Source organism: Asticcacaulis sp. AC466, from assembly GCF_000495815.1.
GTDB lineage: Bacteria > Pseudomonadota > Alphaproteobacteria > Caulobacterales > Caulobacteraceae > Asticcacaulis.
The window spans coordinates 428,210-441,335 of the sequence record NZ_AWGE01000001.1; the positions used below are offsets into that span (position 1 = coordinate 428,210).

The following is a 13,126-nucleotide window of genomic DNA, read 5'->3' on the forward strand; positions in this document are numbered from 1 at the left end:
GGCTACTTGCCGGCGCCGGCATCGTGGCTTTCCAGTCGATTGCGTAAAGCATCGATTTCGACGAAGAAGCGGCGGCGAACCTCTGCCGCAAAGGGGTTGTCGCGTTCGATCGACAGGAACAGTTCATCGGAATCGCCCGATACAAGGCCGACCCCCTGCATCATCAGGTCATAGGACCGTGTCGTGTGAACGGTCGGCAACGGCTCCAGTCCACTCAGCACCTTGGCGATAAGGTGGGTCAGCCCCTGTACGGCGGCGAGCGCCTTGTCATGCTGTTCAGGCGTGGCCAGGGACACCTTGAGGTCGAGCGTATTTTCGAAAAAGCGAACGATGGGGCTCAGACGGCGCAGGCGGACCGGGCACACGACGATTTCCAGATCGTGAATGCCTTTGCGCGCCGATTGCGGCCCAAATAGCGGGTGGGTGCAGACAATGTAGACGCTGGGCGGCAAGGCATCGAGCAACCACTTGGCCGGCTTCATCTTTACCGAGCCTACGTCTATAATCAGGGCGCGAGGATGGACGTAGGGCGCGATCGCCTCAGCGACTGTCTTCAGCACGCGAACGGGGGTGGCCAACACGACAATGCGGCAGGCGGCGACCTCTTCCAGGCTGGTCAAGGTGACATTGTGTCGTTTGGCAAAGGCGCGGGCCTCGGGCGACGGATCGCAGGCATAGATGTCGAAATAGGGCGACAGATGCTTCACGATCAGGCGCCCAAACGCGCCTAGTCCAAACAATCCGAGTTTAAAAACCTTTTTAGCCACGCGCAGATATCTTTGAATTGTCGCACCGTTACGGCGCCCTAAATTGAAACCGCGCCAGTAACACAATTGGGTGGACGTGGCGAGATGAAACTTCGTTACAGCGAGTTCCCAAGACCATTTTTCACGCGTTTTGCACGCATTTTGAAACGATCATGCTGTGTTTTCAGAAAAGGCCGGAACGTTTTTTCTTGGAGCCCTTGCCACCTTTTTCCCCCGGCGGCGGGGTTTCCGCAGACAGTTGGGCGGGCGTTTTGGGCAGTTCATCCAGAGTTATGAAGCCGTCGCCATTGCGATCCAGGATCGTAAAGCGTTGCTGCGCCGTATCGAGCCACTCATCGCGCGATACCTTGAAATCAAAATTTGCGTCGGCGGCCCGGACCGGTTGCGGTTCGTCGATCAGACTGTATTGCGAAGCACCAACTATGCTCTTGCGATATCGACCTGCATTCGGATCAGTGCCGGTGCTCATTTCGGGATCAAACTGACGGCTGCTTTGCTTCGGTTGGGCAATGCGCGGGTCTATTGTCTGGATTTCCGGCGCGATCTGGTTTTCGTAGCGGGTGTTTTCCGGGCTGCTGATATAATTGTCGTGGTTGACGTCCAGTTTGTCGAAAAAGGCCATGGCGTCGGCGACGAACTCGTCGTGGCTGATCTTGCCATCCTTGTTGGTGTCGGCCTGATTAAACCACTTTGCTAAGGGGTAGGGCTGGCCAGTCGGTGCGCGAAACGGTTCGCCGGACGGCGAAAAAAATATGGTCTGACCAAAGCCATTGGTAATCGGGTCCTGCGCGAACGCCGCGCCGGCTATCAGGCTGGCGCCCAGGAGGCTGAAAGCGATAAGGGAGGTGTGGCGCATGATGTCTACTCGGCAGGGAGGGGCGTGATCGGTGAGACTATTAGTTTCGGCCGTTACTTGTGAGCCATTAGATTAACAGGGAGCCGATGGGATAGGCAAGCGGTCTTTGTAGGGCGGAAAAACTTGCCGAGACGTTTTTTCCTATAGTAAATTATGCTTGTTTTTGTGTTTTTCATGTTATAATCATATGCAATTGCTGGATTAATTTAGTCTATAATGCATCATTTCTGTATCAATTCTGAAATATGTATTAAAATAATATCTTGTTAACTTGGGTCTTTATTCTTCTTGTATTGGCTGGCGCTTAAAGCCAGCTTTTGCGGGAGTTTTCTCATGAACATAGGCAGCACGGCAGGCACATCGCTTAGCCAGTTATTGTCGCAACTCAAGGCCAGTACCGCCGCCGGTTCCAGCACGACGTCATCGGCAACAAACCAGGTGGCGACCAGTTCGGCATCCACGACCACCAGCGTCGCTGAAAACAGCGACTTTTTCCTTAACCAATTGTCGGCCAGCATCATGGAAAGTCTGCTGTCCGGTCAGTCACAGGCCTCACAGACGTCACAGTCATCCCTGATGTCGGATACGTCACAGACATCACTGACGTCACATGCGCATAAGCATGGCGGGCACCATAAGCCACCGTCATTGCAGGATATGGACAGCGATGGTGACGGCAGTCTGAGCAAGACCGAGATGGAAGGCTACAGCCAATCGACAACTGGCGACAGCACCACCTCCAAGGCGGACGCCTTGTTCTCCAAAATGGACACCAACGGTGACGGTTCGGTGTCGGCCGCCGAGAAGTCGGCCTTCGATCAGCAGATGGCGGCCAACCGGCCGGATGGTCCGCCGCCAGGAGATGCACAGGGGCAGCCCTCAACTGACGGCACGAGCCAGACGTTAAGCAGCATTGGAACAGGAGCTGGCTCTACCGACCTGGCATCCCTGATGCATGAGTTGTTGTCGGCGCTTCAATCCTACAGCGCATCTCAGGGAACGACAACTTCGGCTGCGTCCTCGACGCTTTCGATTGCGGCCTGACAATAAGAACCCCACCGCCATAGGTAGGTGGGGTTTCCTTGTGGCATTAGCGCAGATTTGGAAAGAATTCGCGCTTAATAGATGCCCAGACATATTCCAATACGATGAAATAAAAGACGGTTTTGACCAGCTTTACCGTTTCAACGCCTGTAAAATACTGCAGGCCGATGGCGAACCACAGGGTTGCGATCATGATCCAGCCAGCGATTTCAAGCCGTCTGGGCATTATGAGCTTTTCTACGACAGACATAAACGCGTCTCACTAAAATAAGGAAGTCATAAAGACTAGCCTATAGCGCGTTTCCAAATTCTTAACAACCTGGTGATGAAGGTTAACGGTGGGAACAAAATGAAAAACGAGTCCATAGCAGACAAGGACGCGAGCGACCTTCAGGCACCACCCGCAACATGTCACCGTTCGCGCATTCAACTCGTCAACGAGCGCTGTTGTCGTTCAGAATGGTCATAAGCGTCTCTATAACAAACGGCTTGGCGATATAGTGGTGAAAGCCGGCTTCTGCGGCGCGATGGCGGAAGGTGTCTCCAGCCCAACCTGTCTGGGCAACAAAAACGGTCCGTTCGAAGTCGGGCAGAGCGCGCAAGGCTTGACACAGCTCAAAACCGTCAAGACCGGGTAGGCTTATATCCAGCAAGGCAATGTCGGGTGCGTAGCTGGCGGCTTCTTCGATAGCCTGTTCGGCGCTGTGAACCATATGATAGTCGTGGCCCAGTTCTTCGATCATCCATCCCGTCGTCTGAGCGGCGGCCAGATTATCTTCCACGATCAGGACACGTAAGATCGCGTTTTTTTCATTATCGTTCGTCGACACTCTGTAAACACCCGATCCCAAATACGCGATACAAGCCTAAGTTTATGCTGGCGCGACCCGCTCCGCATTGATGCTTTATGGCTTTTTCAAGAAAACGGCTTTTGTTCGGCGCCGGCCCGTCTTGTGTGTTCGAGTAACACTTGTTCGTTCCGATGTCTGTTCACTAGTGCACACAGTTCGCCCTTTGAATTCGCCTTTTTTGAGAATTTCCATGACGATTGCCACACCAGACCAGCTTCGTCAGAACGTTCTGTTGTCATTCCTGCACGACGAAGATCGTTTTCACCTTGAGCCCCATATTATCGCTGTCTACAAAACCGCAGGTGACGTCCTGCTCGAGGCGGGTGAAGATGTTATCGACACCTGGTTTCCATGCGGTAGCGCCTTGGCTGCGTTTTGCCTGACGACTCAGGACGGCGTATCGGTCGATGTTGGTTTTGTCGGACGTGAAGGCGCCATTGGCGGGATTGTATCGAATGGTCATGTGCCTGCCTACTCGACGGCTGTGGTGCGCGTGCCCGGATTATTTCTGCGCATAAAAACATCCGCCTTGGAACAGGCAAAGCAAGAATCCTTACCTCTACGACATTGGTTCGCGCGCTATTCCGATTGCCTTCTGGCGCAGGTTTTTCAGACAGCGGCGTGCAATGCCACGCATACAATTCGTCAGCGGCTGGCCAAGCTGATACTCGCAGGCCTCGCCCGGACGGGTGATATGGAATATCCGATGACGCAGGAGCAACTGGCCAGTATGCTGGGGGTAGGGCGCACATTCGTCAGCCGTGTGATCGGCGCCATGCGTCAGGAAGGCACAATCGAGTCGCGACGAGGCCAAATCATCCTCAAGGACCTGGCCGCCCTGCGCCATCAATCCTGCGGGTGCGATCAATTGGTGGATGACCACTTTGACGCGGTTCTGCACGGGATCTACCCGAAGATTTGAGTTGCACGTCGTCAGTCATGGCGCGGCCCGTTTTCAATAATCTCCTGCTCGCTTTATTGGTCTTGCCAGACCGGCGGTTATATCCTTACATTTGCAATCGGGTTCGGGGGGACGATTATGACACGCTACGTAGGTGCTACGGCCATTGGATGGGTGCTTGCCGCCGCTATCGGAGCTGCGGTTCCGGCCGCCGCCTCTGAGAAACTGGAATTTGCCCCCGCCGCGTCATGGGTACGGCCGATCCTTGCGCCGGCAGAGGCAGACCGCGATCAGGCGCGCGATATATACGCCGTACTGAATCGCTCCTTGCAGGTGCGGTTCGCTGACGACGGTGACAGTACCTATTGGGAAACGCTTGTTCAGATCCAGACGCCACGCGGTTTAGGAATTGCCCGGCCGACAGTGCACTGGGATCCCGTAAATGCCACCATTATCATCAATAAGGCGCATCTGATCCGCAATGGTCAGATCATTGACCTTCTGGCCCGCGGTCAGACCTTCACGGTGATGCGTCGCGAAACCCAGCTCGAAAAAGCGATCATGGACGGTGAACTGACGGCTGTTCTTCAGCCTGACGGAGTTGAGGTCGGCGATATCATCGATTTCGCCTATACCCGTGTCCGTCGTATCGCCGTTCTGGGCGGGAGTTCGGAAAGCCTGTGGTCCAATATTGGCATCGGAATGGCCGCGAAGCGCGAGACGCGTTTCACCTGGCCTGCCCGAAAGCCGTTGCGCTGGCGCCTAAGCGACGACATGCCGGTGCCAACCTTCGTCAGAACCGGTGACGAGGTTGAGATGTCGCTGAATCTCGATGCCTACAAACAACCGGAGGTTCAAGACATGGCACCGAACAGGTTCAACCGGTTCGGTGAGGTTCAACTCAGTGAATTTACCTCCTGGTCGCAGGTATCGGCCCTGATTGCCCCCTATTATGACCGGGCCGCCCGATTGACTGAAACATCGCCTTTGAAGGCCGAGGTGGCGAAAATACGCGCTCTGAGTGCCGACCCGAAGGTTCAGGCGGCGGCTGCGTTGCATCTCGTGCAACAGAAAATTCGCTATACCTATGTCGAACTGGGCGAGGGCGGATTCGTGCCGCCGAGCGCGGACCTGACTTGGTTGCGGCGGTGGGGAGATTGCAAGGCCAAGAGCGCATTATTGACCGCCTTGCTCCGTGAATTAGGCATCGCCGCAGATCCGGCACTGGTAAATACCGTCGACGGCAACGGCCTGAATGAGCGCCTGCCAGCGCTTGTGCTATTCGATCACGTCATCGTTCGCAGCGTCATTGACGGAAAGCCCTATTGGCTGGACGGTACGCTTCCGGCCGATGGCGGTCTTGACGACCTGTCACCACCGAGCGAGGAATGGGCTTTGCCGATGACGGCTAAGGGCGAAGAGCTTCAGTCTCTGGTCGGGCCGCCGCTGACCCGGCCGCAGGCCGAGCTTCACGTCGCTCTTGATGCCTCGAACGGGCTGGACGGTTCGGTTGGTATCCACATAGACGTCGTTACGCATGGCAGCGAGGCGGTGATGCAGGATCAGCGTTGGCAGACCGTCAGGCCTGACGACCTCGATATGGCCTTACGGAAGTATTGGAGAGTCGTATATCCGGGGGCGGAGATAGGCGCTCATAGAGTATATTTCGACCCGGCGTCGATGGAAATGCACTATGTCATGGACGGGGCGACGCGATTGAAAAGCATCGCGCTGGCCGGGAGCGATCGCCGTGCTTACCCCATTCGGAATGTCGAGGTTGCCGATAATTCTGAAGTGCCTGACCGTACGCCAGGCCTGCATGCCTACGCGCCGGTCAGCTTGACCTTTCCGATGTTTAACCGCACGACCGTCACAGTACGTCTCCCGAATGGAGGGCAGGGCTATGAGGCGGCGGGGCAACAGATAGACCGTGTTCTGGCGGGAATCGAGATGACGCGCCACTTCGGGATTGTCGATGGCGTGTTTACGGCCGAGGTGAGCCAGCGTACGCTCGTGCCGGAAATTTCACTGGCCGAGGTTAAGGCGGCGGCCGATGAGATAGATGCCTTGAGTGAAAGCGGCGTCCTTATCCTCACGCCGGGCGGGGCCTCCGGTGCGGCGGTGGTGAATGGATCGCCAGCTTCGGCGGAGTCGGATAACGCCCAGATGGAGTCTGTGCCACTGCCGGCGAGGCCGCTCGCCGAAGGTTCACCGGAACCGGTCGATCCGGCGGGGATGAGTTTTGTCGATCTGGGTAACTTCTACGCCGGTGGTCGCAATTGAGGGGCGCGCTGCGCCCGTTTTGGGACCGTGCGGTATCGGTCTTAAGTCATTAACGCGGGGAATAGATCGATCTTGCCGCCTGGCGTTTTCTACTGATATCGACCATCAGGTCAGAACCAGCCGGCGCGTCAGTCCAATCGCCTCCAGGAAGCTTTCATCGTGGCTGACGACGATCAGAGCGCCATCATAGGCACGTAGCCCCGCCTCGACGGCGGCGATGGAATCAATATCGAGGTGGTTGGTCGGTTCGTCCAGAATCAGCAACGAAGGCGCAGAGACGCCTCCGGTCACGCACGCAAGCCCGGCGCGCAACAATTGCCCACCGCTGAGAGTTCCTGTGCTTTGAAGCGCGGCATCGGCGCGGAACATGAAGCGAGCGAGCGCCGCGCGACACGCGTTTTCGTCGGCGTCCGGATGCAGGCAACGAAAGTTTTCCCTGATCGAGAGGTTGGGATCGAGCAGGCTGACCGATTGGTCGAGCAGGGCCATGTCCGGCGTTACCCGCACCGTGCCTGACCATGGAGCCAGGCGGCCGCTTATAACGGCGAGCAGGGTTGTCTTGCCGGCACCGTTCGCACCGGTAATCGCGACGCGTTCCGGTCCGGTGATGGCAAAAGACAAGTCGCGGATAACAGGATGGTTCAGGCTGTAGCCGGCGGTGACGGTATCGAGTGTCACGACCGAACGCCCTGGGTTCAGTCGCGCCGGCGGCAGGATGACGGATAGCGGCTGGAGGACTTCAATGCGACCGCGCGCGGTGGCGGCTGCCTCAAACGCATCTGTGCGCTGGCGTTCGGCCAGTCGAGTGGCGGACCCACTGGTATTTTCGCTGCGATTTTTCATGGCACCCAACAGGATTTTCGGCGCGCCCCCGCGCGCGGCCTTGCGCTGACCAGCGCCGTCTTTTCGCGCCTTGCGTTCGGCCGCGGCCTGGGCGTTGCGCGCCACCTCGGCAGCGCGTTTTTCGGCGTCGGCCAAATCGGCCTGGGCGGCGGCCAGATCCTGCGCCTTGCGGGCGCGGTACTGGCTCCAATTGCCTCCGTAGCGGGTGGCCCCTAATGCCGTCAGTTCAATTATGGCGTCCATGCTTTCAAGCAGTTCACGGTCGTGACTGACGACGATCGCGCCCTTTTTCCAGCTTTTCAGGAGGTTGAAGACTGCCTGTCGTCCGTCACGGTCCAACGTATTGGTCGGTTCGTCGAGCAGAAGAAAATCCGGGGCCATGAAGACAAGCGCCGCCAGTCCGGCACGCGTTCTTTGTCCACCCGACAGCATGGCCAGGCGCGTGTCCGTGCCAATGTCGAGGCCCAGATGGGCCAGGGCTTCGGCCATGCGTGTCTCCAGGGTCCAGTCGGCGTTCGCCAGATCATAGAGCGTGGCTTCGCCGGCTTCGGCGCGACGCAAAATGGCGCGGGCCGGGCCGACGCCGAACAGGTCGGCCACGGTTTCGTCAGGGTCAACCTGGACCGTCTGGCGCAGCACACCAAGCGTGCCAGAGCGTGAGACGTGACCGCTTGCGGCCTTTAGGTCGCCGGATATGAGCTGCAAGAGGGTGGATTTTCCGACACCGTTTCGGCCGACAATGCCGGTACGTTCAGGGCCGAAGGTCAGGTCGAGGGAGGAGAACAGCACTCGGCCGTCGGGGGCCGACCATGACAGGTCGGACAGGGTGATCGCAGACATGGAATTTCCTTGGAGAGATAAACGAAATGGCGTTTCTCTGGCGGAAAATTACATGTGACGGCGGTCCTGCTTTTTATATGTGGCGGGTTCGAAACTGATCTAGGCATTGCCCGCAGGAATTGCAAGTCGCAAGGCGGCACAAACAAAAAGAGCGGGTCTTGCGACCCGCTCTCTCCGTATCTTCATGTGAGATATGAGACTTAGAAGTCCATACCGCCCATGCCGCCCATACCGCCGCCAGGCATGGCGGGAGCGGGAGCGTCTTTCTTAGGGGCTTCCGTCACAGCGGCTTCCGTCGTGATCAGGATGCCGGCGACCGATGCGGCGTCTTGCAGCGCGGTGCGGACAACCTTGGCCGGATCGATGACGCCATCGGCAACCAGGTCGACATACTTTTCGGTCTGGGCGTTGAAGCCATAACCGGCGCTGTCATTGGCGAGGACGGCATTAACAACCACCGAGCCTTCGACGCCGGCGTTTTCGGCGATCTGGCGCAGCGGCGCTTGCAGGGCGCGGCGAACGATGGCGATGCCGGCGGTTTGGTCAGCATTGATGCCTTCCAGGCCGGCAAGGGCCTTGGACGCCTTCAGCAGAGCCGTGCCGCCGCCCGGAACGATGCCTTCTTCGACGGCAGCGCGGGTGGCGTTGAGCGCGTCGTCAACGCGGTCCTTCTTTTCCTTGACTTCGATTTCGGTCGAGCCGCCGACGCGGATGACGGCAACACCGCCGGCCAGCTTGGCCAGACGTTCTTGCAGCTTTTCCTTGTCATAGTCCGAAGTGGTTTCTTCGATCTGCTTCTTGATCTGACCGATACGGGCTTCGATGTCGGCCTTTTCACCCACGCCATCGACGATGGTGGTGTTTTCCTTGGTGATGGTAACCTTCTTGGCGCGGCCCAGCAGGTCGAGCGTGACGGTTTCGAGCTTGATGCCGAGGTCTTCGGAGATCACTTCGCCCTTGGTCAGGACAGCGATGTCTTCCAACATGGCCTTGCGGCGATCGCCGAAGCCAGGCGCCTTGACGGCGGCGACGCGCAGGCCGCCACGCAGACGGTTGACGACGAGGGTGGCCAGGGCTTCGCCTTCGACGTCTTCGGCGATGATCAGCAGCGGACGGCCCGATTGCACGACGGCTTCGAGGATCGGCAGCATGGGTTGCAGGCTGGAGATCTTCTTGTCGAACACCAGGATGTACGGGTCTTCAAGGACCACTTCCATCTTGTCCGGGTTGGTGATGAAGTAGGGCGACAGATAGCCGCGGTCGAACTGCATGCCTTCGACGACGTCCAGCTCGGTTTCGGCGGTCTTAGCTTCTTCAACCGTGATGACGCCTTCGTTGCCGACCTTTTCCATCGCCTTGGCGATCATTTCGCCGACTTCGGTGTCGCCGTTGGCCGAGATGGTGCCGACCTGAGCGATTTCCGAGTTGTTGGCAACCTTCTTCGACGACTTCTTGATTTCTTCGACGACGATGGTGACAGCCTTATCGATGCCGCGCTTCAGGTCCATCGGGTTCATGCCGGCGGCGACCGACTTCATGCCTTCGACGACGATGGCTTGAGCCAGAACAGTGGCGGTGGTGGTGCCGTCACCGGCCTTGTCGTTGGTCTTGGAGGCGACTTCGCGGATCATTTGCGCGCCCATGTTTTCGAACTTGTCTTCCAGTTCGATTTCCTTGGCGACAGAGACGCCGTCCTTGGTCGAGCGCGGAGCGCCGAAGGACTTGTCGAGCACGACGTTGCGGCCCTTGGGGCCCAGGGTCACCTTCACGGCGTTGGCGAGGATGTTCACGCCGCGCAGCATGCGATCGCGCGCGTCGGAACCGAAGAGAACTTGTTTGGCAGCCATGGATATAACTTCCTATTGAATTGAAAAATGAGCGTTGAAAGCGGCGCGATTAGCGCTCGAGAACGCCCAGGATGTCGGATTCCTTGAGGATCAGCAGGTCTTCACCGTCGATCTTCACTTCGGTGCCGCCCCACTTGCCGAACAGGATGCGGTCGCCGGCCTTCACGTCGAGGGCGATATATTCGCCTTCATGACGGGTGCCGGGGCCAACGGCGACGACTTCGCCTTCTTGTGGCTTTTCCTTGGCGGTGTCTGGAATGATGATGCCGCCCTTGGTCTTGGCTTCTTCTTCGACGCGCTTGACCAGGACTCGGTCGCCTAATGGGCGAAGGCTCATGGTTATTCCTCCAATTGGGATGTGAAAAACAGGAGTGTTGGCACTCGTGCTTGGTGAGTGCTAACAGCGCCTTGGATTTAGGAGCGAGGGCACCGAGAGTCAAGGGCGAGGCCAGCGATTTTTGTGCCTGGCCTTGTTTTGTCCAACCTCATCGGAAAATTACAAATTGGCGGGCAAAACGCCCTGCATTATCATTTTCGAGACACTATCTTATGTGATAACATCCGAGCAACTGAGGAGCTTCATTATGTTATCTGCCAAAGCCAAGGCCGCCGCCGAAAAGATCAAGTCGTTTGACGAAAATGACGTCCAGTCCATCTCCGAAATGGTTCGTCACGAAGTCGAACACGCCACGCATGTTTTGGCGGAACGCGCCAAGGAAGCGGAAGCGCGTGTGCGCCATTTTGCCGATCACGCCGGTGACGACGTGAAGCGTTACTCCGGACAGGCCAAGCAAAAGATCGAGGAAAACCCGGTTCCTGCCACCTTGATCGCTCTGGGTGTCGGTTTCGTACTCGGCGCCCTTCTGATCCGCGGCCGCGATTAAAACGCCAAGCTCTAAAATGAAATGCCCCGTTGCCAGCGCAACGGGGCGTTTTTTTTATTCCGGATATATTGAATTATCGCGGCGATGCTGTTTCGACCCTGCTATATATCCTTTACGGATAAGGGCTTTGTACGTTTGTGCCAACAGTGCCTATGGCAGGACAATATCCGCAATAATCGGGAAATGATCCGAAATAACCTTGCCATTGGCTCCTTCAGTCAGAACGGCGAAACGCCTGACCTTGAGGGCGCGGTCGACAAAAATATGATCTATGGCTTCGCCGTCCGTCTTTTTCAGATCGAAATTGTTGAATGTACCTGTTGGACCGCTGTCTTCGGAGGCGCCGATCCTGGCGTCTTTTAGGTTCAGGCCGTCATTATCGCTCAGCAGTTTGTACGGCGCACTGTCGGGCCCGCTGTTGAAATCCCCCATCACGATAACAACAGCTGGTCGGTGGTCGACCTCGGCACGCGCCGTGCTTTCCAGTTGCCGTGCGCAGTTTTCGCGCGCCACGACGCCGACATTGTCGAAATGCGTATTACGCACATCGATCGGAGTCCCGGTTTCCCGGTCGCGCAGGACGGCACGGGTAATGGTGCGTGGGTAGGCCGCGTCCGCATCCTTACCAGGCTTATCCGGTGTCGTCGAACACCATTGTGTCGACATGTCGATGGGCTCAAAGCGTGAGCGCTTGTAGAAGATGGTTGTCGTTTCGCCCGTCTTACCGTCGTCTCGTCCGAGGCCGTAATGGTCGTAGTCCGGTAGGGCAGCAGCCAGATCCGCAACGGCGGATTGCGCCGCTTCCTGAACGCCGAAGATATCAGGAGACACGCGCCTTATCTGTTCAGCCATCGGGCCGCGTCGTTCCGCCCAGCGCGGCACATCCGAAGCGACATCGACCCGGACATTATAGCTCATTACGCGAACTGTGTCCGCCGCCATTGCCGGCGTCGTCATAAGTGCTGCTGCGCAGACCATGGCTGATATCCGCATGTCCATCCTCACTGTCGTTTTGTTATCTATCTACTATACGCGATAGTGATGGCGGCCACCAGGTGTCAGTCGATGCGGGCGTGATACCAGTCGCCACGGGTCTGAACATCGACAGACATGCCGAACAGTTCGGTCAGGTGTCCGCCAGTCAACAACTCGGCCTTGTCGCCTTCGCGCAGCACTCGGCCATCGCGCAGCATGACGATGTGACCCATCTCCGGCAGGATTTCTTCGATATGGTGTGTGACCATGATCAGGGTGGTGGTGGCCGCCAAGTTGCGCAGTCCTTCCAGGAAGAGGCGCCGTGCCGCCGGGTCCAGTCCGGCGCAGGGTTCATCGAGCAGCAGCGCCCTCGGGCGGTGCACCAAGGCCCGCGCGATCAGCACACGGCGCGCTTCGCCGGTCGACAGGGTCGACATGTCGCGGCCGACAAGGTGGCCGGCGCCTGCCTGAACCAAGGCCTCATGGCTGCGCGTCTTCATGTCGTCGGTCACGGCGTGCTTCCACACGCCGCGCGCGGCGAAAAAACCGGAGACGACGCAATCGAACACTTCCAACGGCGGATTGGCGTCGAAATCGAGTTGCATGGCCGACGACACAATGCCCATCAGGCCGCGCAGTTCAGTAACGTTCCAGCGTTCATGGCCGAAGATGGCAACATGTGCGCCTGCCAAAGGGTAGAGCTGGCGCGTGATAAGCTTGACGAGGGTGGATTTTCCAGAGCCGTTGGGGCCCAGGATGGCGGTGTGCTGGCCCGCCTGCACGGTGAGACTGAGGCCGTCAAGCAGGTGGCGTTTGCCGCGCACCATGGACGCGTCACGGATATCAAGGAGGGGAGTGGCAGGCATGTTCAGCGGCAGATCCGGGATAGTTTGCGATGACCAGGATCAGGGACCCTGGTGGTGGTTGGAGGCGGGATCGAACCGCCGACCTGTGGGTTATGAATCCACCGCTCTAACCATCTGAGCTACCCAACCGTACCAGTGCCTGACAAGAACGGATGGTTCACGTTCTCGG

At 57.9% G+C, this 13,126-nt stretch carries 14 protein-coding genes and 1 tRNA gene; 4 read left to right on the forward strand and 11 right to left on the reverse strand.

Features of this window, described 5'->3' with window-relative positions:
* Nucleotides 1-2: 2 nt before the first annotated feature.
* The 3 genes from AEAC466_RS25005 to AEAC466_RS44715 all read right to left on the reverse strand — a co-directional run bounded on the left by AEAC466_RS25005 (nt 3) and on the right by AEAC466_RS44715 (nt 2,144).
* Nucleotides 3-767 (reverse strand): prephenate dehydrogenase/arogenate dehydrogenase family protein, encoded by a 765-nt coding sequence (locus AEAC466_RS25005; protein ID WP_023456446.1) that lies wholly within the window; start codon nt 765-767, stop codon nt 3-5.
* Between the two features lie 163 nt (nt 768-930).
* On the reverse strand, nt 931-1,623 hold the full coding sequence (locus AEAC466_RS25010) for an EF-hand domain-containing protein (protein ID WP_023456447.1): 693 nt from the start codon (nt 1,621-1,623) through the stop codon (nt 931-933).
* 266 nt (nt 1,624-1,889) lie between these two features.
* Nucleotides 1,890-2,144 (reverse strand): hypothetical protein, encoded by a 255-nt coding sequence (locus AEAC466_RS44715; protein WP_162148915.1) that lies wholly within the window; start codon nt 2,142-2,144, stop codon nt 1,890-1,892.
* Between AEAC466_RS44715 and AEAC466_RS25020 the strand changes: the two genes are divergently transcribed.
* Nucleotides 2,143-2,667, forward strand: coding sequence for an EF-hand domain-containing protein (locus AEAC466_RS25020; protein WP_031238076.1), 525 nt, complete (start codon nt 2,143-2,145; stop codon nt 2,665-2,667). The genes AEAC466_RS44715 and AEAC466_RS25020 overlap by 2 nt on opposite strands.
* Before the next feature lie 46 nt (nt 2,668-2,713).
* Here the strand turns inward: AEAC466_RS25020 and AEAC466_RS25025 are convergent, their stop codons facing one another.
* Nucleotides 2,714-2,893, reverse strand: coding sequence for a hypothetical protein (locus tag AEAC466_RS25025; RefSeq protein ID WP_235074119.1), 180 nt, complete (start codon nt 2,891-2,893; stop codon nt 2,714-2,716).
* A 208-nt stretch (nt 2,894-3,101) separates the two neighbouring features.
* The gene (locus AEAC466_RS25030; protein WP_023456451.1) at nt 3,102-3,497 is read right to left on the reverse strand and encodes a response regulator; all 396 of its coding nucleotides are present in this window, start codon (nt 3,495-3,497) and stop codon (nt 3,102-3,104) included.
* Between the two features lie 211 nt (nt 3,498-3,708).
* On the opposite strand from AEAC466_RS25030, the gene AEAC466_RS25035 reads away from it, so the two are divergent.
* Nucleotides 3,709-4,440, forward strand: a complete 732-nt coding sequence (locus tag AEAC466_RS25035) for a Crp/Fnr family transcriptional regulator (protein ID WP_023456452.1) — start codon at nt 3,709-3,711, stop codon at nt 4,438-4,440.
* A 117-nt stretch (nt 4,441-4,557) separates the two neighbouring features.
* Nucleotides 4,558-6,702, forward strand: a complete 2,145-nt coding sequence (locus tag AEAC466_RS25040; protein ID WP_023456453.1) for a DUF3857 domain-containing transglutaminase family protein — start codon at nt 4,558-4,560, stop codon at nt 6,700-6,702.
* 105 nt (nt 6,703-6,807) lie between these two features.
* Here the strand turns inward: AEAC466_RS25040 and AEAC466_RS25045 are convergent, their stop codons facing one another.
* The 3 genes from AEAC466_RS25045 to groES form a co-directional block, all read right to left on the reverse strand.
* Nucleotides 6,808-8,385 carry an ABC-F family ATP-binding cassette domain-containing protein gene (locus AEAC466_RS25045; protein ID WP_023456454.1) on the reverse strand — a complete coding sequence of 526 codons (1,578 nt, stop codon included), beginning with the start codon at nt 8,383-8,385 and terminating at the stop codon, nt 6,808-6,810.
* A gap of 200 nt (nt 8,386-8,585) precedes the next feature.
* Entirely contained in the window at nt 8,586-10,232 is a 1,647-nt protein-coding gene (gene groL / locus AEAC466_RS25050) for a chaperonin GroEL (protein ID WP_023456455.1), read from the reverse strand.
* A 49-nt stretch (nt 10,233-10,281) separates the two neighbouring features.
* Nucleotides 10,282-10,569: a co-chaperone GroES gene (gene groES, locus AEAC466_RS25055; RefSeq protein ID WP_023456456.1), complete on the reverse strand. Its 288-nt coding sequence runs from the start codon at nt 10,567-10,569 to the stop codon at nt 10,282-10,284.
* Between the two features lie 247 nt (nt 10,570-10,816).
* On the opposite strand from groES, the gene AEAC466_RS25060 reads away from it, so the two are divergent.
* Complete coding sequence (locus AEAC466_RS25060; protein ID WP_023456457.1) at nt 10,817-11,116, forward strand: hypothetical protein; 300 nt, start codon at nt 10,817-10,819, stop codon at nt 11,114-11,116.
* A 150-nt stretch (nt 11,117-11,266) separates the two neighbouring features.
* On the opposite strand, the gene AEAC466_RS25065 is transcribed toward AEAC466_RS25060, so the two are convergent.
* The 3 genes from AEAC466_RS25065 to AEAC466_RS25075 form a co-directional block, all read right to left on the reverse strand.
* Nucleotides 11,267-12,109 carry an endonuclease/exonuclease/phosphatase family protein gene (locus tag AEAC466_RS25065; protein ID WP_031238079.1) on the reverse strand — a complete coding sequence of 281 codons (843 nt, stop codon included), beginning with the start codon at nt 12,107-12,109 and terminating at the stop codon, nt 11,267-11,269.
* 65 nt (nt 12,110-12,174) lie between these two features.
* On the reverse strand, nt 12,175-12,957 hold the full coding sequence (locus AEAC466_RS25070) for an ABC transporter ATP-binding protein (RefSeq protein ID WP_031238081.1): 783 nt from the start codon (nt 12,955-12,957) through the stop codon (nt 12,175-12,177).
* Nucleotides 12,958-13,009: 52 nt separating this feature from the next.
* A tRNA-Met gene (locus AEAC466_RS25075) sits at nt 13,010-13,086 on the reverse strand.
* Between the last annotated feature and the right edge of the window lie 40 nt (nt 13,087-13,126).

What these genes read in the sequence shown, in the direction of transcription:
- AEAC466_RS44715 (WP_162148915.1), bottom strand. Translation starts at nt 2,144, where the DNA reads ATGATGCTGGCCGACAATTGGTTAAGGAAAAAGTCGCTGTTTTCAGCG.
- AEAC466_RS25020 (WP_031238076.1), top strand. Translation starts at nt 2,143, where the DNA reads ATGGAAAGTCTGCTGTCCGGTCAGTCACAGGCCTCACAGACGTCACAG.
- AEAC466_RS25070 (WP_031238081.1), bottom strand. Translation starts at nt 12,957, where the DNA reads ATGCCTGCCACTCCCCTCCTTGATATCCGTGACGCGTCCATGGTGCGC.
- AEAC466_RS25040 (WP_023456453.1), top strand. Translation starts at nt 4,558, where the DNA reads ATGACACGCTACGTAGGTGCTACGGCCATTGGATGGGTGCTTGCCGCC.
- AEAC466_RS25025 (WP_235074119.1), bottom strand. Translation starts at nt 2,893, where the DNA reads ATGCCCAGACGGCTTGAAATCGCTGGCTGGATCATGATCGCAACCCTG.
- groL (WP_023456455.1), bottom strand. Translation starts at nt 10,232, where the DNA reads ATGGCTGCCAAACAAGTTCTCTTCGGTTCCGACGCGCGCGATCGCATG.
- AEAC466_RS25045 (WP_023456454.1), bottom strand. Translation starts at nt 8,385, where the DNA reads ATGTCTGCGATCACCCTGTCCGACCTGTCATGGTCGGCCCCCGACGGC.
- AEAC466_RS25010 (WP_023456447.1), bottom strand. Translation starts at nt 1,623, where the DNA reads ATGCGCCACACCTCCCTTATCGCTTTCAGCCTCCTGGGCGCCAGCCTG.
- groES (WP_023456456.1), bottom strand. Translation starts at nt 10,569, where the DNA reads ATGAGCCTTCGCCCATTAGGCGACCGAGTCCTGGTCAAGCGCGTCGAA.
- AEAC466_RS25035 (WP_023456452.1), top strand. Translation starts at nt 3,709, where the DNA reads ATGACGATTGCCACACCAGACCAGCTTCGTCAGAACGTTCTGTTGTCA.
- AEAC466_RS25060 (WP_023456457.1), top strand. Translation starts at nt 10,817, where the DNA reads ATGTTATCTGCCAAAGCCAAGGCCGCCGCCGAAAAGATCAAGTCGTTT.
- AEAC466_RS25065 (WP_031238079.1), bottom strand. Translation starts at nt 12,109, where the DNA reads ATGCGGATATCAGCCATGGTCTGCGCAGCAGCACTTATGACGACGCCG.